Source organism: Paenibacillus sp., assembly GCF_031177825.1.
GTDB lineage: Bacteria > Bacillota > Bacilli > Paenibacillales > YIM-B00363 > Paenibacillus_AE.
In genome coordinates this window covers 158,212-182,892 of record NZ_JAPSKE010000008.1, presented here as the reverse complement: position 1 = coordinate 182,892, position 24,681 = coordinate 158,212, and the positions used below count along the sequence as shown (strand labels likewise).

The window sequence follows — 24,681 nt, the reverse complement described above, 5'->3', positions numbered from 1 at the left end:
ATGAGAATACGAGATATCATCGAAGGCAAAAAAGAGTGGCGCGCGCACGTGGCGCGCGTCAAAGCGCTCCCGCAAGATTATCAAATTGTTTATAAAGAGATTCAAAAATATTTGTTTAAGGTCGGCCCTGTCGAGTTAACCGAAGGGACGGGTTTGCTCTCGGGGATCGTCGATCTTTTCGAAGAAGGCGCCGCCTTGGGGAAAGGCGTGCTCGAAGTGACGGGCAGCGACGTTGCGGCTTTCTGCGACGATCTAATCAAGGATTCAAAAACGTACGCTGACATCTATCAAGAATCTGTAGGCCAAGAAGGTTACAAGGCCATGAAGAAGGTTACGGATAAAACAAAAGAAAGGGGAAATCGGGATGGAAGCAGCCATTGAAGTGAAAGGTCTGCGAAAGTCTTTCAAGGACGCAGAAGTTCTAAAGGGCGTCGATTTTGAAGTGAAGCGAGGCGAGATTTTCGCCCTGCTCGGCTCCAACGGCGCGGGCAAGACGACGATTGTCAGAATCCTCGCAACGCTGCTCCAACAGGACGGAGGCACCGCCACCGTAAACGGTTTCGACGTCGCGTCGAAACCCGAACAAGTGCGGCATGCGATCAGTCTGACCGGGCAATTCGCCGCCGTGGACGAATTATTGACCGGGCGGGAAAATCTGATCATGATCGCTAAACTGCGACACCAGAAAAATCCGCGTCAAGTCGCGGATGATTTACTCAATCGCTTCGACTTGAACGATGCCGCCGACCGCAAGGTGTCCGCCTATTCGGGCGGTATGCGCCGGAGGCTCGACATTGCCATGAGCCTGATCGGAAAACCGCAGCTCATCTTCCTCGACGAGCCGACCACAGGCCTTGACCCCGAGGCGCGCACCGAGGCTTGGAAAATTGTCAAGGAGCTTGCCGACGGCGGCACAACGGTTTTCCTGACGACTCAGTATTTGGATGAGGCCGAACAACTTGCCGATCGAATCGCCATTTTGCATAAGGGCAGGATTATTGCCCAAGGCACGCTTGAAGAATTGAAAAAGCTGTTCCCGCCCGCAAAGACGGAGTACGTGGAAAAACAACCTTCATTGGAGGAAATATTCCTCGCAATCATTGGTAAAAAGGAGGGAAAGCAACAATGAACGAGCATTTTTTCAGCGACACGAGCGTGATGCTTGGACGTTCCATGCGCCATACTTTTCGAAGCATGGACACCATCCTCACGGTTTGCATCACTCCGATTGCCATGATGCTGCTGTTCGTCTATGTGTTTGGCGGCGCAATCCAAAGCGGTATGGATAACTATGTGAACTACCTGTTGCCCGGTATCCTGTTGATTGCGATTGCAAGCGGCATATCCTATACGGCTTACCGCCTGTTTCTGGATAAGCAACGGGGCATCATCGAGCGGTTCCACTCCATGCCGATTGCGCGTTCCTCCTTGCTGTGGGGGCACGTGCTGACCTCGGTGGTATCCAACGTCATTTCCGTTGTCGTCATCATTCTCGTAGCGCTCATTATGGGCTTTCGCTCGTCGGCGGGGGTACTGCCTTGGCTTGCCGTAGCCGGTATACTCGTACTGTTTACGCTGGCTTTGACTTGGGTCGCGGCGATCGCCGGACTGTCCGCGAAATCGGTGGAAGGGGCTAGCGCGTTTTCCTATCCGCTTATCTTCCTTCCATTTATCAGTTCGGCCTTTGTTCCGACCGAAACGATGCCGTCGGTCGTGCGCGCCTTTGCCGAAAACCAGCCGGTGACCTCTATCGTAGAAACCATCCGCGCTCTATTGTCAAGCGAACCGGTAGGCAATGAGATCTGGGTCGCTCTTGCGTGGTGCTTAGGGATATTGATCGTCGCATATGTATTCGCGGTGCGCGCGTACAAACGGAAAGCAGTTTAGGTTTTGCTCGTGAAGATCGAGGCCGTCGAAGCGAAGGAAAGGTAAACACAGCGGTAGTCTAGGACTTTATTTTTCAGTCCAAGGCTACCGCTGTTTGTTTGTTCAAGCCGGTCGAGCTCTTATTTCACTGCACAGCTGTCTCCGTAGAGACGGCGCCGCTTATCCGTTACCGGTTCGGATTTCCCGGTTGATTGGGTTTGCCTGGATCGTCTTTCCCAGGTTTGTCGACTTCGATCGTATACGTCTGCTTCGATTTGCCGTCCGTCCCCGTCACATGAACGATCACTTTCCATTCCTTCGGACGCAAATCCTCCACGAACGCCGTTGCGCCTGGCTGCGTCGGAACGGCGGCGACCTTCGCCATCGGCGGCATCGACGCCTTGTAGCTCCGAACCCCCGGCGAGAAGCCCGCAAGGGGTTGACCGCCGATCGTGATCGAAGCGAGCGTCGCGTCCGTCTCCGGCACGGCGATGCGGGACAGCTTCGAACCGGCCTCCGGCGCAAAGTAGATGCTGCCGTCGACGCCGAGCGTCATCAAGTTGACGAAGCCGCTGTATACTTCCTTGTATCGAAGCGTCTCGGGATCGATGGCGATCAACTTCCTCGATAAGGTCGTGTATAGTATGCCGTCGGGCCCCCACTCGAGCTCGTATGGCAGCCACTTACTAGTGTTATACAAGCTCGGGCTGATCTGTTTGCTTTTTACGATTTCTTTCGTAGCCGCGTCCATTGCGAAGATGGTTCCGTCCACGACGCCCCATAACAATCCGTCCGGACCGAAGGCGATCGAGCCGATCATGCGCGGCGCTTCGTCGATCTCCAGATCGTCGAGCGTGAACTCGTCGATTTTCCGTTCGTTTTCGACGTCCCATACGAATATTTTCGCTTCGGTCTCGGAAGGATCCTTTCCGAGGCCGCCCCACACGGTCGTACTGCCGTATAACAATCCGTCCTTGTAGGCGAGGCCGATGATGCTTTGATTCGCGACCAACTCCTCGTGATCGAACTGCTTCCATTCGTTCGTCGCCTCGTCGTACACGGCGAGCGCGCCGCCGAGGAAGCCGTAATCCGGCACCGTGCCGACGAACAGCTTGTCGTCCCCCGACGTGATGACGAACGGGCGGTCTTGGTGCTCGATGTCGAATACCGGCCTTGGGTTTTGATTCAGAACGATTTCCTTCGTCGGATCGTAGTCGTACATGATCGCCCCGACGTAAGTGCCGTAGTACACTTTGCCGTTCATGAAGCCGATGCCCTCCGGCTGCGCGAAGGAGGAGATGTTTACGTCGATACGGTTCGTGAACGGGTTATAGATGCTCATGCCGCGCTGATAACCGCCCATGTAGATTCTTCCGTCGAAGCCGGTCTTGAGCGACTGGATGCCGACCGGCTGCGCGCCGATCTCCAGCTCGACGAAGGACATCCATTTGTCTTTCGGATCGATAAGAATATACTCTCCGTATTGGGTGATCATGGCCAGCACGGTTTGACCGGCTTTCTCCCCGCTTTGCAGCTCGATCCATGCGTAATCCTTCACGCGCGCCGTATCCGGCAGCTCGTAAGGCAATACGATCTCCGTCTGCTTCTTTGCGGCGATATCGTACTCGTAGAACTTAGTTAAGTACTTGTAATAAATAAGGTTCGGATCATCCGGCGACGGCTCGGAAATCATCGCGCTGTGCTGGAACGTACCCTCGACCTCGCCGGTCGCGATGTCGATGACGACCATGTTCACCGTGCTCACCGATACGAACAGCTTGCCGTTCAGGACGAACACGTCCGCTAGGATGCCGGCCTTGCCGGAATAGCCCGGCACGTGAATTTCCGTCTTCTCGCCGGTGACGCGGTCGATCTTGTACAGCCGCATCGTCGCGCCGAGCGCGGCGTAAATATACCGATCGTCTACCGCGATGCCGCGAACGTATTGCTGTTCGGCTTCGACCGCGCCGTAGTTGCGGAATTCGCCCGTCGCCAGATCGTATTCGAACACCTTACCGTACGACGTCGTGTTGAATGTACCGCCGTACATTTTGTCGCCGATCGTCGTAAGCTCCCAAACCCAGTTGTCCGTTTGATTGTAACCGAGATTTTCCACGCGTTTCTCGAGAGGCAGATAACGATACAGGTTGCCGGTTTCCGTGCCGGAGAAGTAGACGTTCTTATCCGGACCGATCGTCATCGCCCAGGTGGCGATCGTGCCCGGGATGACTTCCTGGAATTTCAATTCGCCCGTCTCGCCGTCGACGGCGAAGAACGATCCGGGACTTCCGTTCGTAACGAAGTAAGCTTCGTTCTCCCCGGCCGCATTCGTCTGAATCGCGCCCGCCTGCCCCAGATTGACCTTCACCATGTCCCCGAGGGAGACCGGCGCTTGGTACGACCGATCGAGCGGAACCTCCGGAGGCTGGACCTCAATCGCGACGTCGTCGAAGTACGCTTCCGTCAAGCTCGGCGCGCCGGAGCTGAGCCCTACCCTCGCGGACACGGCGCCCGCCGGCACCTTGGACAGCACCCTCATGGCGGACCACTTCCGCGTACCGAGCGAATTGCTGGAGAACAACGTCTCGTTCGCGCCGACCTGCGCGTTGTTCGCGCCGTAATAATACACCTGCAAGACGATGTTGTGCGTCTGCGACAACACGTATGCGTTCGCCGAGACGACGATCGTCTCTCCGGCCGTGACCGCCACCTTGTCGCTCATGGCCCGCGTCCAAGCGGTTGTGGACGAGTCCTTGAAATACAAGCTATACGTTCCCGTGAGCGCCGCCGTATCGCTGCGCTCGAGCGTTCCCGTCGTCAGCTCTCCCAGGCTCCAACCCGGAATCGCGCCGCCGACCAAGTCGGCTTCGAAGCTAGGGTTCTGAACGCTTGTCGGCAGCGGCGTCTCGGCCGGGACGACCGTAACGCTCGCATCGTCGATGAATACCTTCGTCAAGCTCGGAAAGCCGGAATACAGCCCCACCTTGAAGGAAGCCGTGCCGATCGGAGCCTTCGCCGACACCGTCGCACGGAACCACGTACCGACGGGAACGGCGTCCTTCCCATAGTTCGTAAAGGCGTTCACGCCGATTTGCGTGCCTGCCGCGTTGTAGAAGTGTATGACCGGTTGCACGCCGTGCGATTGATCCGCGGCGGCTGCCTTGTAAATAAAGATGCTGAACGAAACGGTATCTTCCGCGCCAGCCGCAAGCGGCTCGCTCAACACACGATAGCTGCCTGCAGGCGAAGCCCCGGCCGTCCGATCGTGAAACAGTAAGCTATGGCTCCCCGTCCTTGCATACACGTCGCTGACGACCGTAGTTCCGTACGCGGCCGTCGCCGGGTCGACGGCCCAGCCCGGAGCCGCTCCTTCGACCGATTCCAGCTCGAAGCCCGGGTTCGTCAGCGTCGCGCCCAAGATGTCCGCGGCTTCGGCGACCCGCTGCATCGGAAGCGCTTGCGCAAGAAGACTAAAACAAATCGTGAAGACGGCCAGTAAACGAATGCTTTTGCGCCTCAATCTTTTCACTCCCCGTTCGTCATTGTAAGAATTGCATTAATTTTCTGACATCAAATGGTAAAAAAGAGCAGCGACATACCGATTCCGCTTGGCATCTACCTCCATTTTCTGTATCATATCTATATCACATCTATGGGATATTGTATTATCCACCCATCTGCCTGTCAATATGATCGGCGTACCGGTTGCCTGTTTTCGGTTGTCTTTTTTTATCCCTGAGATAAAATAACAAGAGATAGAAAAATAAGGGAGAGAGGAGTATCGCCTGGTGGAGAATAAGCCGAGCCGCACGACGTTTCGCGAACGCATGGACGAGATGATCCGCACCTTGCGCAGCGATATCGTGACGGGGAAACTTCAAAGCGGGACCTTCCTCCCTTCCATACATCAATTAAGCAAACAATACCGACTTAGCATTAACTCCGTGCAGAAGGGGTTAGACGAGCTGGTCGCCGAATCGCTGATCGAACGCATCCCGCGCGTCGGCATTCGCGTGACGGATACGCGGGAACACAAGGCGGTATCGATCTCGGTCGGGTATTATCCCACGCTCGTCGACGACATCGACTTGAACCGCTTGACCGAGCGCTTTCAGCTGCGATACCCGCACATTCGCGTGAAGCTCGTGCCGCTGCAGCTGTCCAATTACTTCGACGTCGCGGACTATTACCTGAAGAACGAAATCGTGGACGTCATCGCGATCAACCAGATTCACTTCCGCCAATTTTTCGAAGCGGACGGCGATCTCGAAGACCGGTTCGAACCGCTCGAGGAAGACGACGGCCACTATCCGTATTTATCGGATCCGTACCGGGCGAACGGCCGACTGCTGGTGAAGCCGGTCATTTTCTCGCCTGTCGTCTTATGTTATAACAAGCGGCATTTCGCCGAACGGGGCGTCCCCGAGCCGCCGATGGATTGGAAATGGTCGGAATTCATGGAATGTCTGGAGCTGCTGAAGGGCGAACACGGAGACGTCATCCTTCCGTTTTACTTTTACCCGAGCACGTCGAACCGTTGGCCGATCTTCATTCTGCAGAGCGGGGTCGACTTCGCGGCGCAGCGTTCCGGCAAGCTCGACTGGTCCTGCTCTCCGATTCTCGACAGCATTCAGACGTGCTATGACCTGATTCACAGGCAGAAGATGTTCTCCATTCTGCTGTCCGAGAACGACTTCGGCGTCGAGCGGCTGTTCGCGCAGCAGAAAGTATCCGTCATGATGACGTCTTACTTCAACTTGAATCGGATGCGGAACGCGGACCTAGCGTTCGACGTCGCCCCGCTGCCGTACGTTCATACGCCCAAGACGCTGCTGCTGACGATCGGGCTGGCGCTCAACCGGCGATCGAAGCAGAAGGAGGCGGGGCGGACGTTCATCGACTTCGTAACGTCCGCCGAATCGCAGCTTCACATCCGTAAGCATACGTACAGCATTCCCGCCCTGCGGCAGGCGGCGGAGTGGGAGGGCGAAGAAGCCCGTTATCGGCCGCCTCGGTTCGGGATGTATCGCGACATCAGCCACACGTATGCCCAGCTGTACGATCTTGAGCTCCGATCCGACGATCGCGAACGGTTGTTGGCCGCCATGAACATGTACTGGATGGGCCTGCAGAGCATCGAAACGACGATCTCCCAGTTGTCCGCGATCGGCGATTACGCGCCGGCGAAGTAAACCGCCGCAAGACGCAAAAACAACCGTCGGAGACGAACCCGACGGTTGTTTGCTTATTCATTACAGTACGCTACAGCTTCACCGGCTGCCCCGACCTCACGGACGCGTACCCGGCGAGCGCCACCTCGGCCGAGCGAAGCCCGTCTTCGCCGGAGATCGGCGCCGGCTCGCCGCGAAGCAGCGCATCCGTAAACGACTTCATCATGTAATAATCCATGTTGTCGCCCCAGAACAGATGGTGGCCCTTGCCCGTCGCCTCGCTGAACAGTTCGTTCTTTTGCGCCAAGGCGTCCACGGCGATGCTCCCCTTCGTGCCGACGATTTCCATCGTTACGTCGCCCCAGGTCGGGAACGACTTCGGCCGCGACCAGCTCGTGTCGAGCACGCCGAAGACGCCGTTCTCGAATTTCACGTGAATCATGCCGGCGTCGTCCACCTGCAGCTCTTCATGGAACAAGGCGGCGGCGTAAGCGTACACTTCTTTCACCCGGGACCCGGTAAACCAGTTCATAAGATCCATTACGTGAACCGTGTGGTCCAGCAGCGCGCCGCCGCCCGACAACGCCGGATCGACGAACCAGCCGCCCGGCATGGAGCCGCGGTTCGTGCCCTTGATCGCGACGATGTCGCCGATCTCGCCGCGGTCCACCGCTTCCTTCGCGCGAACGACGGCGGCCAAGTACCGGCAAGGGAAAGCGGTCATCAGCTGCACGCCGTTGTCCCGGCAAGCGGCGACCATGCGCTCCATCTCCTCGACGGAGATGCCGAGCGGCTTCTCGCAGACGACGTGCTTCCCCGCATGCGCCGCGTCGATCGTCAGCCGCGCGTGATGGACGTTCTCCGAGCAGATGACGACCGCGTCCACCGCATCGTTCGCAAGCAGCTCGCGGTAATCCTCATAATAGGTTAGCCCCCGTTCGCGCACGACCTTCTCGACCCGGGAAGCCGATTCGTCGGCGATCCCGACGACCTCGACGTCCGGCAGACGAAGCAGCGCGTCCAGATAGGAGAAGGCGTGACCGTGCGCGAAGCTGATCATGCCTACCTTCAACTTATTCATATGGACCCCTCCCCCAAGTTTCGATCGAAAACGACCGCCTTGCCGGTCTTGGCCGATTCCATGACCGCCAGCGCGAGCTCGAGCGCCTTATAGGCGTCCCGTCCCGTCACCTCGGACTCGCGCCCGCTGCGAATGCAATCGATGAAGTCGCGCAGCTCCAGCTCGTATGGCGAATGGTACCCCGGGCTTTGCGGCACCTCGACGAACGTTCCGTTCTTCGCCTCGCCGGCGGCTCGACGAACGTGCAGCGAAGCGGACTCGAGACTGCGGTTGCGAACGACCCCGCGGCTGCCGGCGATTTCGGCGGACGTATGGAACGGTCCCGGATACCCCCAATACGCTTCCGCGTTCGCCACCGCCCCGCTTTCGAATACGAGCGTCGCCGAAGCGTATTCCACCGTATCCTCCGCGCGATGCAGTCCGTAGACGGAGCGCACCTCGCCGAGCGTCCACCGAAGGAAGTCCAAATCGTGGATCATCAGGTCGAGCGCGACGCCTCCGCTTTGTTCGGCATCCTTGAACCATGGACGCCGGTCGCCCGGATGCGCGCCCGCGCGCTTCGCGTGAACGACGCCGATCCGGCCGAGCTCCCCTTCCTCGACCTTCGCCTTCATCTGAGCGTATTCCGGAAAATACCGGACCACATGTCCGACGAACAGGCGAACGCCGTACCGCTCGCACGTCCGAATGACTTCCTCTGCGTCCTCGAGCGTGAGGGCGATCGGCTTTTCGCTGATGACATGCTTCCCGGCCGCCGCCGTCTCCACCGCGAACGCCTTATGCAGATGGCTCGGCGTCGCGATGCTGACCGCTTCGCAGCCCGACCGCTCCAGCATCTCGGCGAACGACGCGTAAGGCGTCGCCCCCGTCCGATCCGACAGCGCGCGCATGGCGTCCGGATCGATATCGTGCACTCCGACGACGGTGACGTCCGGAATGCTCTGATAGCAGGACGCATGGATCGTTCCCATGCCGCCGCAGCCGACGATCGCAACTTTCATAAGTCCCTCATCCTCGTTTCGTTGTATAATCGTTCCTGACACCACCATATCGTCTTTCCGCGTTCGTGCATATGCAACGATTTGTCCGTTTATTATCCAATTTTGTCTTCGACGACGAGAAGGGGGCGACTCCCTTGGAGTTTTTTCAGGAACCGATCCTATATCAAAATCCGGCCTTATGCCTGAAAGTATGGCAATTTACGAGCCGTCCGAAGAAGCCGTCCCCTTCGATGCAGGACATCCGCTGGCATTATCACAAGGAAGTCGAATTCCTGTACGTGCAGGAAGGCGTTCACGAGATTTCGACGCCGAATCGAACGTATACGCTGAAAGCCGGAGACGTCATGGTCATCGGCTCGTCCCAGCTGCACCGCGGGCGCGTCGTCGGACCGGATACGCTCGTGTATATCGTGTTTCACGTCGACCTGGAGCCGTATTTCGATCCGGCGATGATGATGTATTACCGCCGCTTCTCCGAAGTGCTGCATCCGCTCGAGGAATTGAATTATATGTTCGAAGAAAATGCCGCCGTACGCGCCGAGGTCGCGCGAATCATCGAGAGCATCCATAAGGAGATCCTCGGGGAGTCCAAAGGCTACGAAATCGCGGCCAGCATGCATATCAAACATCTGCTGCTGACGCTGCTGCGGGGAGATACCAGGGGGCTGCTCCAAGCGCACGAGCATGTGGACGCTTCCGCGTTGAAGCCGATCGTCGAATACGTGGACCGGCATCTCGCCGAGAAAATCGACATGGAACAGGTCGCGCGGCGCGCCGGCATGAGTTATTTTTATTTCTCGAAATATTTCAAGCGGGCGATGGGCGCTTCGTTCACGGACTATGTCAACCGCAAGCGGATCGCGAAGGCGGAGCGGCTGCTCGTGACGAGCGGGCGGAGCATCGCGGAGGTGGCGAGCGAGGTCGGAATCGGCAACATGGCGCATTTCTACGAGCTGTTCAAGCGGTTCAACGGCTGTACGCCGAAGCAGTATGTGAAGGGCCTAAATGCGGGTTCGGGCGTCTGAACGGAGGCGCATTGCATAGAAGAGGCTGTCCCGCGAATCGGGACAGCCTCTTTCTTCTTCGTTACCCCTTATACGTCTTAAAGAGCGACGTCATATACTCGAAGAACGCTTCGGTATCGATCTTCTCCGCGATGCGAATCGTTCTGCCCCCCTCCGCCTCTTCGATGCGTCCCTGGCTCGGACCGGCGGCGTGCACCCGGCAGGCGACCTCCCGCAGCGTCGCGATCGGCGCGCCGCCGAGGTGGGACGTCGTCAGCAAATCCCATAGAAAATACGTGTCGTTCGCGTGCACATGGACGAGCGGCGGGCACATCGCGTAGCATTGCACCGCGAAGTCGAGCGCCGGATGCCGGCGCTCCCGAGCCCAAGCGTTGCGGCGCGCGACCGTCCAAGGCACCTGATCGGTCGCGAGCAGCGGGTACGCGATAATGTCGATGCTCGAGCGCCAGACGTCGGCCGCCGCTTCGGGGTCCCAGAAGGCGTTCCATTCCGCCGTGCCGTCATGCTCCGGCTCGATAATGTTGCCCGTCCCCTTGAACGACCCGCCCATCCAGACGAGCGATTCGATGTTTTCTACGATGTCGGGCGCGGCGAGCAGCGCGCGCGACAAATCCGTGAGCGGACCCGTGAACAGCAGCGTGACCTTCCGGTCCGCCTCCCTGAGCTTCCTCGCGAGATGAAGATGCGCGGGTTCTTCGGCTAACGGCGCCGAGGGCTCGTCCTTCTCGTTCAGCATCGGCAGCGCGTCCACGAAATACGCGTGCATGCGCCACTCCTTCGGGAACGGGTTTTTCGCCCGCGAGTCCGAAGCGGCTACTTCCACGTTCGCGCCGCCGCCGAAGACGTCGATGATTTTCCGCGATGCGCTGACCGCCGGTTCCAGGTAGCAGTCGCCGGGAATGACGCCGACGCCGAGCAGCTCCGCGTCTTTCATCAGCAGGACGGCGGCGAGCGACACGAGATCGTCGACGCCCCCGTCGTGGTTCATGTATACGAGCTTCTTGTTCATGTTCGTTTCTCCTTCCGTTCCGATGATGCTATGATACAGGAAACGGAACCGAAGGAGAAGCGAACCGCATGCGCACCGAACAACAAATTAAGCGAAAGCTGAACGAACTCGCGATGCAGAAGCGAACGCTCGAATCGCGTCTCGAAGGCGACGCGGCGAAGGACGCCTCCCTGACTGCGCAGCTCGAACGCCTGGAGGATTCGATCCTGCTGCTCGAGTGGGTGCTGAACGAGCCGACCGGCAAATACCACGTCTAACTTTTCCTGCGCAAATGCCGCCGCGCGGCGGTCAACCGTTCGATCCCTTCGTACCCGATCCCCTTCAGCCGCAGCAGCCGCTCCTCCCCATCGAAGCAGGCGCCGCCGTCCCGCACGTGCATATTGCACTCCCCGCGTCGACGTAAGATGTACGTTCGACATTATGGCGCCGGACCGCCGCTCCTGCGCCAACGGTTCGATGCTTGCTTCGCTGCGAGCGCGGCTGTCGGAAATTCGATTTCCTGTGGATAAGCCGACTCGACGGCCCGATGGCGACTAAACATTTCAAATTTGAGGCATTCCGTGGTACAATGGGGTACACCGTAGGAAATGAAGGAGGATTTTTCGAACATGTCCGAACAAACGCACGCATTGTCCCCCCATATGGAAATCGGCATCAGCACCTTCCTCGAGGCGACGCCGAACCCGGCGAACGGCAAGCCCGTCAGCCACGCCGAGCGCATCCGCCAAGGCGTCGAGGAGATCGTCGTCGCGGAGCAAGCCGGCCTGGACGTATATGCGATCGGCGAGCATCACCGACCTGATTACTCGGCGAGCGCCCCCGCCGTCATCTTGGCCGCCGGCGCGGCTCGGACGAGCCGGATCCGGCTGTCGAGCGCGGTCACGGTGCTTTCCTCGGACGACCCGGTACGCGTCTATCAGCAATTTTCCACGCTGGACGCCATCTCGAACGGCCGCGCGGAAATTATGGCCGGCCGCGGCTCGTTCATCGAGTCGTTCCCGCTGTTCGGCTACAGCCTCAACGATTACGACGAGCTGTTCGAGGAGAAGCTGGAGCTGCTGTTGAACATCTGTGCTTCGGAGAAGGTTTCCTGGCCCGGCGGTCACCGCCCGGCGATCGAAAACCGCGGCGTCTACCCGCGCTCCGTGCAGCAGCCGCTGCCGGTCTGGATCGGGAGCGGCGGCAACCCGGAGTCGGTCGTACGCGCCGGCATGCTCGGACTGCCGCTCGTCCTCGCGATCATCGGCGGGCAGCCGGAGCAGTTCGCGCCGCTCGTGCGGCTGTATAAGGAAGCCGCCGCGCAAGCCGGTCACGATCCTTCGAAGCTGCCGATCGCCACGCATTCGCACGGCTTCATCGCCGACACGGCGGAGCAAGCCGCCGAGCTGTTCTTCCCGCCGACGCAGGCGATGATGAACGCGATCGGCCGCGAGCGGGGCTGGGGCCACTACGGCCGCGCCGCGTTCGACGCCGCTCGCAGCCTGCGCGGCGCGCTCTACGTCGGCGATCCGGAGTACGTCGCGGAGAAGATCGTGCTGCTTCGCAAAAACCTCGGCCTCACGCGCTTCCTTCTCCACGTCGACGTCAGCGGCGTGCCGCATCGCGAGCTGCTGCGCACGATCGAGCTGCTCGGCACGAAGGTCGCCCCGATCGTACGCAAGGAGCTCGCGCGAATCGAGGCGTCGGAGTAAGTCGCCAGACGGAAGGGAAAACCTCCCGTCTATTCCCGTTGACGCTGGTACTTTAAGCAGCTGAACGGGAAATGCTCCCGCTTATCGGTGGAAATCCGCCCGATTCCGAACGTTTCCGGTGGATGAACAGGAGGTTTTCCTGTCCACATGCCGCAATTGGGGCGATTATACCGAATGTACGGGAGCTTTTCCCGTTCGCAAACGAACGCGCCCGCCGGGAACCCCCGGCGGGCGCGTTGTCGTTATGATTTCCTTCGTTGATCGCTTTCACTTTCTCGACCGGCAGTTTCAGTAACGCTCAGCTTGCTCTGCGGCGCGAACGGCACGGCGATCGTCATCGGATATTCCGCGCGCGGCACACTCGTCATGCGTTCGTCGCTCCTTCGAGTTCGATGTCGACGACGACCGCGCCGGCTTCGCCTGCGCAATCGATCTCGTACCAGCCGTCATGCGCCAGCACCTCGACGGCGCGACCGTTCACGTTCGTTCGAACGACGCCTTGCGACGCGGCGAAGCCGAAGCGGCCGCCCTCGCGCAGCGTCACCGACGTCTTCGCGCCTGCGTCGACGATTCGCTCGACCGCCGCCGTCGGCACGAGCTTGTTCACGAGGCCGATCGGCGTGACGCCGGCGCGCTCGGGTATGACGGCGTACATCGCCGTCGCCGCGTTATCCAGGCGCAGCGGCAGCCGCTCGGCGCCGCCGACGCGAACCGCCGTGCGGGAGAAGTATTCGTACAGCACGAAGCGCTCCCCATCGAGGCCCGGCACGTCGGACGGGCCGACGGTGCCTTCGGCCGTAGACTCGCTCAAGCCGAACGCCGCGACGACGCCGCTGTCCCCGACGCGGTTCCACAGCTTCAGCGGCACGGCGGCGGACACCGGATCGAGCGTCAGGCAATCCTCCGTCGGCACGCCCGGCCGGTCGCACCGGATGATGCGGCCGTCGCCGTAGACGAGCGGCCAGATGTGATCCGGATTCGTAATGCCGAGCTTATCGCTGATGTATACCGGGCCGCCGCTGACGGCGCGCAGCGCCATGTTCTGCACGTCGTCGTGGTTCGTGCTCCAGAACATATCCCAGTCGCCCCAGTAGAACGGGCCGTGGAAGTACGAGTTATACGCGTTCTGCAGCGCGTGCTCGCGGAAGCCCGTCGCTTCCTCCGGCACGAAGTCGTCGCTGTTGCGGGATACCGCGGACATCGGTCTGTGCCAGACATTTTCCGAGGCCATGCCCATGCAGTTGATGATCGTGCCGCCGAAGTGCAGCCCGACCGACGCTTCAAGCGCCGTATGCGCCGCCTTCGCGGCTTCGCCGATCGGCTTCATATCGCGGAAGAAATTCAATACCGCGCTCTGGCTGTCGACCTTGACGAAGTCGATGCCTTGCTTCTTCAGATAGCCGTGCCAGTCGTTCCAGAAGCCGAACGCGGCGGCCGCATCCGGCGCGGGCACCCACACGCCGCCGTTCGTCTCGAATAGATGCGCGCGGTTCCGCTCGAACAGCTCGCCTTCCGGATCGATGCCGCCCCAATAGCCTGCGATCGTATGCCAGACGCCGACCCAGCGCACGCCGAAGCGCTCCTTCATCTCGCGCACGACCGGAGCGAGGCCGTCCGGGAACTTCTCCCGCACGGCGTCGTACGACCGCAGCCGCTTGTCCGGGCTGATCTCGGACCAGCCGTCGTCGATCATGACCCAGCGGACGGGCAGTCCCGCTTCCGCGAGCTCGCCGGTCTTGGCGAGCAGCCCCTCCGCGTCGACCTTCTGGTAGAACGCGTCCCAGCTGCACCAGCCGAGATAATCGAGCGGCTCCGGGTACGACTTCTCGGCGCGCGGCTTCGCGAGCGCGTCCGCGGCGGCGAGGCCGAGCGCGACGTTGCCTTCGACGAGCGCGTACGGATCCGCGCCGCGCGAGACGACGAACGCGGCGGTCGACACGGTCGCGAAGCCGCCCTGGAAGGCGGAGACGCGCGCTTCGAAGCCGCCGGCCGCGAGGCCGCGCAGGTCGGTGCGGAACGCGTCGCCGGTCGTCGGCAGCAGATGCGCGTACGCGCCGTCGCTCGTGCGCCAGAGGAGCGACAGCGTCCGCGGCGGCAGCGCCGAGAGGTTCGGGTCGACGTGCGGACGCGTCCACCAATCTTTATGCTGGTAGTTCGCGAGCAGCGACGCCAGACCCGGAGCGCTTCCGAAGCGGACCGAGACGCCGCCCTCCGCGGCGAACGTCACGCGGTCGCGGAACAGCTCGCGGTTCGCCGCCGTCGCGACGACGTACAGCGCGGCCGCTTCCCCGCAGGCCGCGAGCTCGAGCCGCGCCTCGACGCGGCCGTCCGCGTCCGCGAACACGGCGCGCTGCACGCGCTCCGCGCGAAGGCGAGGCGACGCGACCGAAACCTCGGGCGCCTCCTCGAGCGACGCGAACGCGAGCGCCGGCTCCGCGCCGTCATACAGACGCGCCGAGACGCCGATATTTTCAAGAATCGTGCGCGAACCGTCGACGAGGCTGACGATTCCGCCGGTAACGCTTAGTTGCAACATGGTGGGCCTCTCCTTCCCGCTCTTAAACCGCTCTTAAAACCACACTTTGAACGTCTTCACTTCATACGGCGTCAAGCCGAACGTCAAGCGGTCGCCCGCGAAGTCCGCATCGCCTTCTTCTTCCTCGACGAGGTTGCACTCTACGGCTTTCCGGATCGGACGGTCGAAGCGGATCGCCGCGTCCTCGGTCCGATACTGCATATATTCGTATACCCGCACGACGACCGCGTCGTCGTCCTCGGCCTTCTTCACCGTCTCGAGCATCGCGTGCGCGCATTCGAGCGTCGCGAAGCCGCCGACGGCCGGAAGCTCGCCGTCCGGCTGCGCGGCGATCGGCGTCGCCGTCAGCGGCGCGTTCAGCTCGTACGCGGCCTTCGGGACGTTCGCTTCGCGCCAGCCGCCGACATGCGGCAGCAGCGCGTACGTGAAGACGTGGCGGCCGCGGTCGGCCGTCTCGTCCGGCTCGATCGGGGACTTGAGCAGCGTGAGGCGCATGACGTTCCCTCTCGTGTCATGGCCGTACTTCCCGTCGTTCAGCAGCGCGACGCCGTAGTTGCCTTCCGACAGGTCTGCCCACTTATGCGCGCACACCTCGAACTTCGCGTAGTCCCAGCTCGTATTCCAATGCGTCGGCCGTTCGATGTTGCCGAACTGGATATCGTACGTCGCCCGCGTGGAGCGGACGGCGACCGGGAACGCGGCCTTGAGCAGCACCTGCTTTTCGTTCCAATCGATGTCCGTGCGGAAGTCGATGCGCGGATCGTCCGCGTACAGCGATACCCGCTGCGTAATCGTCGAATCGAGGAACTTCCAGACGAGGCGCAGCGTGCCCCGCAGCGGTCCTTCCTCTTCGACGACGGCTTCGACGAGGTCGTCGATGACGGTCATCTTCTCTTGGTAGTACACGTCGATGTCCCACGCGTCGAAGTTGATCGGCTTGTCCTCGAACGCCTGCAGCGCGTTGCCGAGCTGTCCTTCGGCGATAACCTCGCGTCGGCCGCGCTTGTCGTAGATCGACGCGATCTGGCCGCGGTCGTTCAGGCGAATCGCATAGAACGCGTTCTCGAGCGAATCGCGCGTCACGCGGATCGCCGCCGCGCCGTCCCCCGAACCCGAGCCGGTCTCCGCCGGCACGAGCGCCATCGCCTTGTAGCCGAGCGACGGCACCGGCGCCGCTTTCAGCAGCACCGTCTTGCGCCCGTCGCGCGTCGACGGCTGCGATACCGCCGCGCCCTCGAGCGCGGCTCCTTCCAGCTCCGGCGTCCAGTCGAGCTCGAGCAAGCCTCCCCGCTCCCAGCCGAGCGCGTTCCAGACGACGAGGCCGGCCGCGTCCGCGCGAAGCAGCGAAGCGATGCGCGACTCCGCCGCGCGCAGCGCGTCCGTCCCGCGCCGTTCGATCTCGATGAAGTCCTTCCGCGCGTCCTCGTACACCTGACGAATCGACGATCCCGGCAGGATGTCGTGGAACTGGTTGAGCAGCAGCATCTCCCAGCCTTCGTTCAGCGACGCCTGCGGATACGCGTTCGAACCCGTCAGCGCGTCCGCGTATACGTTCAGCCACTCGGCCGCATGGTACAGCCGTTCCGCCTGACGGTTCGCGCGCTTCAGCCACGCCTGCGACGTATACGTGCCGCGATGATACTCGAGGTACAGCTCGCCGTCCCATACCGGCAGATCCTCCGGCTTGACGCGTTCGCCTAGGCGCTCTAGATACGGCTCCAGCTTGCCGAGCTCGAATCGCGGCAGCCCCGGCACGTCCTTCAGCACCTCGGCCGCTTCCAGGAAGTCCTTCGTCGGGCCGCCGCCGCCGTCGCCCCAGCCGTACGCCATGACGAGCTCCTCGTTGACGTTCTTCTGCTTGTACTGGTCCCACGTCCCCTTGACCTCGTACGGCCGCACGAGGCCGTTGTACGTGTAGGACTTCCCGCTCCCGTCCTCCGGCGTCGTAATGTAATGCGTCATAATTTCCGTGCCGTCGACGCCGCGCCACATGAACGTGTCGTGCGGGAAGCGGTTGTATTGATTCCAGCTGATCTTGCTCGTGATGAAATAATCGATGCCGCTGCGCTTAATGATCTGCGGCAGCGCCCAGTTATAACCGAACACGTCCGGCAGAAACACGACGTTCGTCTTCTGGTTGAATTCGTCCCGGATGAACCGCTTCCCGAACAAAATTTGCCGCACGAGCGACTCCCCGTTCGGCACGTTCATGTCGGGCTCGATCCACATGCCGCCGGTAATTTCCCACTCGCCCGAAGCGATCCGTTCCTTCACCTGCGCGTAGATTTCCGGATAGTCCTGCTTCAAGTACTTATATAACTGCGGAGACGTATGCAGGAACCGGTACTCCGGATACTGCTTCATCAGATGCAGCACGGTCGAGAACGTCCGCGACGCCTTCTCGCGCGAATGCGCGAGCCGCCACAGCCACGCCATGTCGATGTGGGAATGGCCGAAGCCGATCACCTTCGGCTTGCGCGCCTCCGGCTGCTTCCACGAGGCGATATCCGCCGCGAGTTGTTCCCGCGCCTTCGCGATCGACGCGTAATACGCCTCCGAACCCGGCTTCATGAAGTCGACCGTCAGCACCGCGCGATTGATCGCTTGCAGAATCGCGCCCCGATGCAGGTCCGTCTCCGGCAGCTCCTTCACCGCTTTCAGCAGCGTATCGACCATAAAATACAGCTTCTCCGCCGCTTCGTCGATGACGACGAGCTGCGCGAGCTTGAAGCGGCGTCTCTCCGGCACTCTTAGCACGCTGCTCCACGCCTTCAGCGCGATGAACGCTTCGCCCTTCTCGGCGAACTCCGGCGGCAGCCATGCGTCTTCGTGCCAGATGTCGATCCCCTGCAACGGCTTGCCGTCGACGTACAGCAGCGTCTCGGCCGTCGAGCCGCCGCCGTCGCGCGGGCCGACGAGGAAGCGAAGCGCTACTTTTTTGCCGCGCCACGCCTCGGGAATCGACACCTTCGCGCGGAAGTACGCCGTCTTGTCGTATCCGCCCCAGTACGAGCCGACCTCGAACGGCTTCCAACCCGAATCGTCGAATTCAGGCTTCCGCCAACCGTCCGGAACGCTCTGCATCTCGTCGAAGTCGCCTTCGATATATCGAAAGGACGGGATCTCTTGCACTTCGCGGTAGATCGCGGATTTCAGTTCCTCGACGCGCCGCCCCAGCTTCTCTTCCGTTAACCACATATGTGCTCGATGTTCCTCTCGTTAGTGGATTTCGTTCAGCGCCACCGACAACGACGCGAGGTCGCCCACGCTCTCGCCGAGCGCCGCGGGCACGATGTCGCACGCGCCCGCCGTCATCGGCAGCGCTTCCTTCGCCAGCACGTCCTTCACGATCGGCTCGAGCAGCGCCTGCTGCCGGCCGTAGATGCTGCCGATGACGATGCGCTCGGGGTTTAAAATATCGACGAGCATCGCCAGCCCCTTGCCGAGCTTCTCCCCGACGATGCGGTAGATCTCGAGCGCCAGCGGATCGCCCGCCTGCGCCGCGAGGCCGACCGTCTTCGCGGTAATCGCGTCGAGCTCCGCCTCCGAAGCGCAGAAGCTCGGCGGCTCGCCGCCCGAACGCAGCCGTTCGACCGTCATCGTCCGGGCCAAGACGGCGATGCCGCCGCCGCTGCAGAACCCCTCGAAGGAGCCCGCCTTGCCGTAGCCGATCGGCCCGTCGTCCTCGAGGCGGACGTGGCCGACCTCGCCGGCCATATCGTTTTTGCCGACGTACAGCCGGCCGTTCAGGATCAGACCTGCCCCCATGCCGGTACCGAACGTCAGGAACGCCATGTGCTCCGTCCCTTGGCCGGCGCCCCACTTCCACTCGGCCAAAGCGCAGGCGTTGGCGTCGTTTTGCAAGCCGACCGGCACGCCGTACCGCTCCTTCAGCGGGCCGACCACGTCGATCCGATCCCAATCGGGCAAGTTCGGCGGCGACAGGATGAGCCCGCGCTTGCTGTCGAGCGGGCTGCCGCAGCTGATGCCGATCGCGTCCGGACGGTCGACGCCCGCCGCGGCCAGGAGCTCGTCCACATTCGCGATGAATGCGGCGACCGCCTCCGCCGGCGGCGGGGTCGGATACATGCGCTTGCCCAAAATTTCGACCGCGCCCTCTCGGGCGCCGCCCAGTACGACGGCGCATTTCGTGCCGCCGATATCGATTCCGGCGAGGTATGTCATTTTCCGAAAAACTCCTCTTCCAGCATGATGCAAATCGCGTGGTAAATCGGCAGATGCCGCTCCTGAATGTCCGGCGTGGAATCCTTCGGCACGCGGATCGTGACGTCGCACGCTTCCGCCATCTTCCCGCCGGTTCGTCCCGTCAAACCGATCGTCTTGAGCCCCCGCAGCTTCGCCACCTGCACCGCCCGCATGACGTTGGCGGAATTGCCCGAGGTGCTGAGTCCGACGAGTACGTCGCCCGGCTTGCCGTACCCGTAAACTTGCTGCGCGAACATCATATCCGCGGCGACGTCGTTAATGAACGCCGTCAGCAGCGCCGTATGGCTGACGAGCGAAATCGCGGGCAAGCCGCCCTGGAGATGATCGGCGATATACCGACCTTCTTCGTCGCCATACGCTTCGATCCAGCGGGCCCGTTCCTCGTCCGGAACCGGACGCCTCGACATAAAGCCCTTCATCAATTCGCCCACGATATGCTCGCTGTCGGACGCGCTGCCGCCGTTGCCGCAGAACAGCGCCTTGCCGCCGTTCTCGTAGCTCTCCCGCATGATATCGTAGGCCGCGACGATATCGTCCTGACACGACGCGATGTCGGGATACTTTTCCAATAACGCTTCCAACGCTCGATTCATTCTTCTTCCTCCCGCAGCTCGTGTTTCACCGGACAGACGACGACCTTCACGCCGACCTCTTCCATCTCTCGGATGTACGCCGGCTCGACCAGATCGCTCGTAATGACCATATCGACGTCCTGCAGGCTGCTGAACGACACGAGCGCCTGACGTTGAAATTTGCTGTGATCCGCCAAGATGACGACGCGCTGGCCGGCGGCGATCATCGCCCGCTTGATCTCGGCTTCGTAGATGTCCGAGCTCGTGAACCCCTTCCGCGGGGAGATGCCCGACGTGCCGAGAAAGACGAAGTGGGCGTTATACTTCTGCAGCTCCATCTCCGCTTGCGGCCCGACGACGCTCATCGATTTCTTGATCAGCTTCCCGCCCAGCAGGAAGATGGCCGCCTCTTCGTTCTGGCTGCATTCTTCGGCGACGTTGATGCCGTTCGTCACGACCGTGAGGCCGGTCGTCTGCTTCAGATGGCGCGCCATGCACCAGGTCGTGGAGCCGGAGTCGAGGATGACGATCTGCTGGCCCGTCACGAGCTCCGCCGCCTTCTTGCCGATCGCGTTCTTTTCTTCGAAAAATTGAAACTTCCGCTGCTGCACCGGAGGAATCGCGACGTTTTCGATATCTTCGATCAGAATCGCGCCGCCGTAATTTTTCTGAATGAGTCCTTCCCGCTCCAGTTGATTCAAGTCCCGGCGTATCGTCTCCTCGGATACGTTGAACTCCTTCACGAGCTCGGACACCTTCACGCTCCGCTGTTGGAAAAGCTTCTCTTTTATCTTATGCCTTCTTTGGACAACGATCATACGCTTCCCCCCGTCGGTTATGGTTCCAGCAAGTGCTGCAATGCGTCATATAAGAAGCTTGGTTTTCCGAAGCTGCCGGATTTGAGCACGAGCATGAGCGGCTCCTCCGACAACGTGATGCAGGACGGCACGCCCGGCTCGATCTCCTTCCACACCTTCATGCCGGAGACGCCGAGCTTGTCGCAGATCGACGCGGACGTCTCGCCGCCCGCCGTGACGAGCCGATTCTGTCCCGTTCGCGCCATGACGGCGCTCGCGACGTCCGCGAGCGCGTCGGAGACGAGCCGAGACACTTGCTCGCCCGTCATGCCGAGCGTCGCGCCGATCCGCTTCGTCTCGGCGACGCGAGCCGGATCGTTCGTCGAGTGCACCGCGGCGTGGGAGCCCGCGCGCAGCACGCCGACCAGCGTGTCGGCCAGCCGCTCCAGCTCCGCGCCGCGTCCATGCGGCGAGAACAGCCGCAGCGTATCCATCTCGAAGATCGGAACGCCCTTCTCCTTCAAGTAGTCGATCTGCCCGGCGGTTTGCGGCATGAGGCTCCCGGCGGCGCACAAGATCCCGACGCCTTCGACGAGCGGCAGCGGCTTCGCTTGCGCGCCGCCCCGCTTCCCCGGGAGCGTAAGGGCCAGCTCCTCCGATAACGCCGAGCTGCCGCAGAGCACGTAGTCGTCCCGGACCGCGAGCGCGATCGTACGAAGATCGTCCTGCGACTCCACGTCGAGGATGACGTATCCGCCGCGCGATTCCGCTTCCTCGAGGCGGGCGCGGAGCCCTTCCGGCGTCAGTCCCGCCGTTCGTTCCCCTAGCCGCTCCACGCGCCGCTTCGTCTGCCCTCGCAAGATGTCGACCAAACTCGAGGTCGTCATCGGATGCACCGGATCGTTCCGGAACTCGGATCGCTCGAGCGGCAGCCCGCGTACGTAATGCATGCCGTCGACCGTCGTGCGGCCGTTCTTCGGGAAGCCGAGGACCACGACCGCGAACGAAACGCCGAGCGCGTCCAGCATCGCGTCGAACTCGGCGCCGACGTTGCCCCGGAACACGGAGCACGTCTTGTTGATCCACAGCGCCGCGCCCGCCGCCTTCAACCGCTTCGTGGCGTTCTCGACCTTCCCGTAGGCGATCTCCGGCGCGTCCAGTCGGGACGCCGTATCCAAGATGACGACGTCCGGACGCTCCGCCGCCGCGGACGCCGCCGACGGATCGAACGCCTCGAACGGATAGACATGCGTAAGGTATCCGGCCTTCGAGAACATCGTGCCGATGTCGTTCGCGCCGGTAATGTCGTCCGCGACGATGCCGATCACGACTCCCACTTCCTTCTAGGTTTATATCCTGCGTTCATCAGAAAATCTTTAACGACCTCCGGCTCTAAATTCCGCAGCTTCACGCCGGCCGCTCCCGCAGTCACCAGCATGCGGCACGCCATCTCGAGCGTCTGCAGCGCCATTCGCGCTTCCCGTACGCTCGTATCGAAGACGAGGACGCCGTGGTGCTCGAGCAGCAGGACATTCGCGTCCTTGGCATGAGCCGCGACCGCTTCCCCGAGGGCGTCCGAGCCCGGATGGCGATACGGCACCCTCGCCACGCGCTCCAGATAGTACATCGTCTCTACGAACCAATCCGACGGAAGCGCTAAGTCCGAGCAAGCGATCATCGTACTATAGAAAGGCGACGCATGCAGCACCGCGTTCACCTCGGGTCGAAGCTCGTAAACGGCGCGATGCATCGGCAGTTCCTTCGACGGCTTCTTGTCGGATTCGTGCAGCCGCCCCGCCGCGAAGCTGCATTCGACGAGGTCGTCGTCCTCCAATTCTCCCAAGAACGTGCCGCTTGCCGTTATCAAATAGCGGTCCTCGCCGGTCCGGGCGCTGATGTTGCCCGCGTTGCCCCAAGCGAGGCCGTTCGTCATCATATACCTGCCAGCGTCCTGCAGCTGTCGTCTGGCTTCTTCCACCGTCGGCATCGAGACCCCTCCGTCCGATTCATGTGTTGTGGTTTTCCCGAAAATGATTGTTGGTTTTGTTGGGTCTTGAACGATTTACCTCTAATTTTGACGAATACCCCACACCATGTCAACCTTTTTTCGTAAATCGGTCATGGCATTGAGGGAAAAGAAAACCACGCGAGCGCCGTCTCCGGCTCCGCGTGGTTTTATGGTTCCCATTCTCTTACAGTAAACATTTTTCGATGAGCGCCATTCGCAAATACAATCCGTTCTGCGCTTGACGGAAGTACGCGGCGCGCGGATCGCGGTCGACCGAAGGCTCGATCTCGCCGGCGCGCGGCAGCGGGTGCAGAATGATCGAATCGGGGCGCAGCACGTCCAGCAGCGCCTCGTCGATCGTGTATTTGCCCGACGCCTTCTCGTATTCTTCGAGCGACAGGAATCGCTCCTTCTGAATCCGCGTTTGGTAGACGACGTCCGCCGTCGCCGCCACGGCCGTCAAATCCGTCGATTCCTCGTACGAGACGCCCTTCTCGACCAAGTACCGCTTAACGTCGATCGGGATGCGCACGTTGTCCGGCGCGACGAAGTCGATGTGCACGTTCTTGTAGTTCGCGAGCATGTAGCTCAGCGAATGAACGGTCCGGCCGTTCGCCAAATCGCCGATCATCGCGATGCGGATGCCGTCGATGCGCCCGAGCTCCTTCCGGATCGAATACAGGTCGAGCAGCGCCTGCGTCGGATGTTCCCCCGCGCCGTCTCCGGCGTTGATGACCGGCACCGACGCCACCGACGCCGCTTGTCTCGCCGCGCCGATCTCCGTATGCCGCATGACGATCAGATCGCTGTAACCCGAGACGATGCGGATCGTATCTTCTAACGTCTCCCCTTTGATCGCGGAAGAAAATTGCGCGGCGTTCTCCGTACCGATCACCCGACCGCCGAGCCGATGCATCGCCGCTTCGAACGACAGCCGCGTGCGCGTGCTCGCCTCGAAGAAAAGCGTCGTAAGAATTTTGTTCGCGAACCGATTCGACCCTCCCTCGGCGACGACCCGCTCCATTTCGCCGGAAGCGGCGAACAGCTCGTCCAACGTCGGACGATCGAACTGCTTCGCGCCCAGCACATGATACAACGAATGCGACATCCTCGTTAATCCCCCTGAACAACCATTTCCATCATCCTATCGCATCGCAACGCCTACATCAAGGCGACCGAGAAGGCGTCCCTTCTCCTCGCGAATAAAAAAACGGCCGAGAGCATTTCTCTCGACCGTTACGCTGCATCCGCCGATTAACGCGCGACCGCGGCGGCAGGCTCTAAGACCGCTTCCAACGATCGTCGAATCTCCCGCAACTCCTTATCCGAAGCGCGAACGAATCCGACGATAATGTCGTTCGCGAGCTCGTCGCCCAACAGTTCCTTAAGCTCTTGCACCACGCGTGTGCACGATTTCTTCTCCATTCCCGCACGCCTCCGTAATCGTTGGTTGTTTTCCGTACCAAAAGGAGGCATTCCCTCGCCTCTTACTTTCGGCAGCTGGCTGACTTGGGTTCGCGAACCGGTAGTCCCTGTAGCTTTGCGTCCCTGATTTTCAACAGGTTTGCCCTTCTCGCTTTAAGAACAAGAATTACTTAATAGTATAACATATTTTACCGAAAAGGGTAGGTCGAATTGCGCGGTACGAATCACCTAGAAAATTCCTGTTCGCCGCTTTCCGAGCCGATCGCGAGATG

22 protein-coding genes and 1 riboswitch are annotated in these 24,681 nt (G+C 61.1%); of the genes, 7 read left to right on the top strand and 15 right to left on the bottom strand.

The annotated features are described in order from the left end of the window. From RIN49_RS12415 to RIN49_RS12405, 3 genes are read left to right on the top strand one after another with little or no spacing between them, the layout of a single operon-like run. Positions 1 to 381 carry a DUF1048 domain-containing protein gene (locus RIN49_RS12415; protein ID WP_309120483.1) on the top strand — a complete coding sequence of 127 codons (381 nt, stop codon included), beginning with the start codon at positions 1 to 3 and terminating at the stop codon, positions 379 to 381. Then, on the top strand, positions 365 to 1,129 hold the full coding sequence (locus tag RIN49_RS12410) for an ABC transporter ATP-binding protein (RefSeq protein ID WP_309120482.1): 765 nt from the start codon (positions 365 to 367) through the stop codon (positions 1,127 to 1,129). The genes RIN49_RS12415 and RIN49_RS12410 overlap by 17 nt, the downstream gene beginning before the upstream one ends. Continuing rightward, complete coding sequence (locus tag RIN49_RS12405; protein ID WP_309120481.1) at positions 1,126 to 1,887, top strand: ABC transporter permease; 762 nt, start codon at positions 1,126 to 1,128, stop codon at positions 1,885 to 1,887. The genes RIN49_RS12410 and RIN49_RS12405 overlap by 4 nt, the downstream gene beginning before the upstream one ends. A 166-nt stretch (positions 1,888 to 2,053) precedes the next feature. Here RIN49_RS12405 and RIN49_RS12400 read toward each other — a convergent pair whose 3' ends face one another. After that, on the bottom strand, positions 2,054 to 5,386 hold the full coding sequence (locus RIN49_RS12400; RefSeq protein ID WP_309120480.1) for a hypothetical protein: 3,333 nt from the start codon (positions 5,384 to 5,386) through the stop codon (positions 2,054 to 2,056). A 268-nt stretch (positions 5,387 to 5,654) separates the two neighbouring features. On the opposite strand from RIN49_RS12400, the gene RIN49_RS12395 reads away from it, so the two are divergent. Further along, positions 5,655 to 7,058, top strand: a complete 1,404-nt coding sequence (locus RIN49_RS12395; RefSeq protein WP_309120479.1) for an extracellular solute-binding protein — start codon at positions 5,655 to 5,657, stop codon at positions 7,056 to 7,058. Positions 7,059 to 7,128: 70 nt separating this feature from the next. Here the strand turns inward: RIN49_RS12395 and RIN49_RS12390 are convergent, their stop codons facing one another. After that, entirely contained in the window at positions 7,129 to 8,118 is a 990-nt protein-coding gene (locus RIN49_RS12390; RefSeq protein ID WP_309120478.1) for a Gfo/Idh/MocA family protein, read from the bottom strand. Next, the gene (locus tag RIN49_RS12385; RefSeq protein WP_309120477.1) at positions 8,115 to 9,119 is read right to left on the bottom strand and encodes a Gfo/Idh/MocA family protein; all 1,005 of its coding nucleotides are present in this window, start codon (positions 9,117 to 9,119) and stop codon (positions 8,115 to 8,117) included. Before RIN49_RS12385 ends, RIN49_RS12390 begins: the two co-directional genes overlap by 4 nt. A gap of 134 nt (positions 9,120 to 9,253) precedes the next feature. Here RIN49_RS12385 and RIN49_RS12380 point away from each other — a divergent pair, with 134 nt between their 5' ends. After that, a complete protein-coding gene (locus RIN49_RS12380; protein WP_309120476.1) occupies positions 9,254 to 10,144 on the top strand; it encodes a helix-turn-helix domain-containing protein in 891 nt (296 codons plus the stop codon). Positions 10,145 to 10,205: 61 nt separating this feature from the next. Here the strand turns inward: RIN49_RS12380 and RIN49_RS12375 are convergent, their stop codons facing one another. Next, positions 10,206 to 11,153 (bottom strand): nucleoside hydrolase, encoded by a 948-nt coding sequence (locus RIN49_RS12375; protein ID WP_309120475.1) that lies wholly within the window; start codon positions 11,151 to 11,153, stop codon positions 10,206 to 10,208. A 68-nt stretch (positions 11,154 to 11,221) separates the two neighbouring features. Here RIN49_RS12375 and RIN49_RS12370 point away from each other — a divergent pair, with 68 nt between their 5' ends. Then, on the top strand, positions 11,222 to 11,410 hold the full coding sequence (locus tag RIN49_RS12370) for a hypothetical protein (protein ID WP_309120474.1): 189 nt from the start codon (positions 11,222 to 11,224) through the stop codon (positions 11,408 to 11,410). On the opposite strand, the gene RIN49_RS12365 is transcribed toward RIN49_RS12370, so the two are convergent. Continuing rightward, positions 11,407 to 11,532 (bottom strand): hypothetical protein, encoded by a 126-nt coding sequence (locus RIN49_RS12365; protein ID WP_309120473.1) that lies wholly within the window; start codon positions 11,530 to 11,532, stop codon positions 11,407 to 11,409. The two genes, RIN49_RS12370 and RIN49_RS12365, sit on opposite strands and share 4 nt — an antisense overlap. A 262-nt stretch (positions 11,533 to 11,794) precedes the next feature. Here RIN49_RS12365 and RIN49_RS12360 point away from each other — a divergent pair, with 262 nt between their 5' ends. Then, a complete protein-coding gene (locus RIN49_RS12360; protein WP_375295243.1) occupies positions 11,795 to 12,844 on the top strand; it encodes an LLM class flavin-dependent oxidoreductase in 1,050 nt (349 codons plus the stop codon). Between the two features lie 242 nt (positions 12,845 to 13,086). Here the strand turns inward: RIN49_RS12360 and RIN49_RS12355 are convergent, their stop codons facing one another. The 10 genes from RIN49_RS12355 to RIN49_RS12310 form a co-directional block, all read right to left on the bottom strand. Then, positions 13,087 to 13,212, bottom strand: a complete 126-nt coding sequence (locus RIN49_RS12355) for a hypothetical protein (protein WP_309120471.1) — start codon at positions 13,210 to 13,212, stop codon at positions 13,087 to 13,089. Next, a complete protein-coding gene (locus RIN49_RS12350) occupies positions 13,209 to 15,380 on the bottom strand; it encodes a Sip1-related alpha-galactosidase (protein ID WP_309120470.1) in 2,172 nt (723 codons plus the stop codon). Before RIN49_RS12350 ends, RIN49_RS12355 begins: the two co-directional genes overlap by 4 nt. A 33-nt stretch (positions 15,381 to 15,413) precedes the next feature. Continuing rightward, positions 15,414 to 18,578 (bottom strand): alpha-mannosidase, encoded by a 3,165-nt coding sequence (locus RIN49_RS12345; RefSeq protein WP_309120469.1) that lies wholly within the window; start codon positions 18,576 to 18,578, stop codon positions 15,414 to 15,416. A gap of 21 nt (positions 18,579 to 18,599) precedes the next feature. Next, positions 18,600 to 19,565: an ROK family protein gene (locus RIN49_RS12340; RefSeq protein WP_309120468.1), complete on the bottom strand. Its 966-nt coding sequence runs from the start codon at positions 19,563 to 19,565 to the stop codon at positions 18,600 to 18,602. Beyond that, the gene (locus RIN49_RS12335) at positions 19,562 to 20,200 is read right to left on the bottom strand and encodes a D-sedoheptulose-7-phosphate isomerase (RefSeq protein ID WP_309120467.1); all 639 of its coding nucleotides are present in this window, start codon (positions 20,198 to 20,200) and stop codon (positions 19,562 to 19,564) included. Before RIN49_RS12335 ends, RIN49_RS12340 begins: the two co-directional genes overlap by 4 nt. Continuing rightward, positions 20,197 to 20,997, bottom strand: coding sequence for a DeoR/GlpR family DNA-binding transcription regulator (locus RIN49_RS12330; RefSeq protein ID WP_138192956.1), 801 nt, complete (start codon positions 20,995 to 20,997; stop codon positions 20,197 to 20,199). Before RIN49_RS12330 ends, RIN49_RS12335 begins: the two co-directional genes overlap by 4 nt. 17 nt (positions 20,998 to 21,014) lie before the next feature. Beyond that, complete coding sequence (locus tag RIN49_RS12325; RefSeq protein WP_309120466.1) at positions 21,015 to 22,304, bottom strand: four-carbon acid sugar kinase family protein; 1,290 nt, start codon at positions 22,302 to 22,304, stop codon at positions 21,015 to 21,017. Continuing rightward, a complete protein-coding gene (locus RIN49_RS12320; protein WP_309120465.1) occupies positions 22,301 to 22,963 on the bottom strand; it encodes a class II aldolase/adducin family protein in 663 nt (220 codons plus the stop codon). The genes RIN49_RS12325 and RIN49_RS12320 overlap by 4 nt, the downstream gene beginning before the upstream one ends. Positions 22,964 to 23,168: 205 nt before the next feature. Next, a complete protein-coding gene (gene pyrB, locus RIN49_RS12315) occupies positions 23,169 to 24,092 on the bottom strand; it encodes an aspartate carbamoyltransferase (protein WP_309120464.1) in 924 nt (307 codons plus the stop codon). 146 nt (positions 24,093 to 24,238) lie between these two features. Beyond that, complete coding sequence (locus tag RIN49_RS12310) at positions 24,239 to 24,409, bottom strand: hypothetical protein (protein ID WP_309120463.1); 171 nt, start codon at positions 24,407 to 24,409, stop codon at positions 24,239 to 24,241. Positions 24,410 to 24,476: 67 nt separating this feature from the next. Continuing rightward, positions 24,477 to 24,563, bottom strand: a riboswitch (cyclic di-GMP riboswitch). Positions 24,564 to 24,681 lie beyond the last annotated feature (118 nt).

What these genes read in the sequence shown, in the direction of transcription:
- RIN49_RS12415 (WP_309120483.1), top strand. Translation starts at nt 1, where the DNA reads ATGAGAATACGAGATATCATCGAAGGCAAAAAAGAGTGGCGCGCGCAC.
- RIN49_RS12410 (WP_309120482.1), top strand. Translation starts at nt 365, where the DNA reads ATGGAAGCAGCCATTGAAGTGAAAGGTCTGCGAAAGTCTTTCAAGGAC.
- RIN49_RS12405 (WP_309120481.1), top strand. Translation starts at nt 1,126, where the DNA reads ATGAACGAGCATTTTTTCAGCGACACGAGCGTGATGCTTGGACGTTCC.
- RIN49_RS12390 (WP_309120478.1), bottom strand. Translation starts at nt 8,118, where the DNA reads ATGAATAAGTTGAAGGTAGGCATGATCAGCTTCGCGCACGGTCACGCC.
- RIN49_RS12385 (WP_309120477.1), bottom strand. Translation starts at nt 9,119, where the DNA reads ATGAAAGTTGCGATCGTCGGCTGCGGCGGCATGGGAACGATCCATGCG.
- RIN49_RS12375 (WP_309120475.1), bottom strand. Translation starts at nt 11,153, where the DNA reads ATGAACAAGAAGCTCGTATACATGAACCACGACGGGGGCGTCGACGAT.
- RIN49_RS12370 (WP_309120474.1), top strand. Translation starts at nt 11,222, where the DNA reads ATGCGCACCGAACAACAAATTAAGCGAAAGCTGAACGAACTCGCGATG.
- RIN49_RS12365 (WP_309120473.1), bottom strand. Translation starts at nt 11,532, where the DNA reads ATGCACGTGCGGGACGGCGGCGCCTGCTTCGATGGGGAGGAGCGGCTG.
- RIN49_RS12360 (WP_375295243.1), top strand. Translation starts at nt 11,795, where the DNA reads ATGGAAATCGGCATCAGCACCTTCCTCGAGGCGACGCCGAACCCGGCG.
- RIN49_RS12355 (WP_309120471.1), bottom strand. Translation starts at nt 13,212, where the DNA reads ATGACGAGTGTGCCGCGCGCGGAATATCCGATGACGATCGCCGTGCCG.
- RIN49_RS12350 (WP_309120470.1), bottom strand. Translation starts at nt 15,380, where the DNA reads ATGTTGCAACTAAGCGTTACCGGCGGAATCGTCAGCCTCGTCGACGGT.
- RIN49_RS12345 (WP_309120469.1), bottom strand. Translation starts at nt 18,578, where the DNA reads ATGTGGTTAACGGAAGAGAAGCTGGGGCGGCGCGTCGAGGAACTGAAA.
- RIN49_RS12340 (WP_309120468.1), bottom strand. Translation starts at nt 19,565, where the DNA reads ATGACATACCTCGCCGGAATCGATATCGGCGGCACGAAATGCGCCGTC.
- RIN49_RS12335 (WP_309120467.1), bottom strand. Translation starts at nt 20,200, where the DNA reads ATGAATCGAGCGTTGGAAGCGTTATTGGAAAAGTATCCCGACATCGCG.
- RIN49_RS12330 (WP_138192956.1), bottom strand. Translation starts at nt 20,997, where the DNA reads ATGATCGTTGTCCAAAGAAGGCATAAGATAAAAGAGAAGCTTTTCCAA.
- RIN49_RS12320 (WP_309120465.1), bottom strand. Translation starts at nt 22,963, where the DNA reads ATGCCGACGGTGGAAGAAGCCAGACGACAGCTGCAGGACGCTGGCAGG.
- pyrB (WP_309120464.1), bottom strand. Translation starts at nt 24,092, where the DNA reads ATGTCGCATTCGTTGTATCATGTGCTGGGCGCGAAGCAGTTCGATCGT.
- RIN49_RS12310 (WP_309120463.1), bottom strand. Translation starts at nt 24,409, where the DNA reads ATGGAGAAGAAATCGTGCACACGCGTGGTGCAAGAGCTTAAGGAACTG.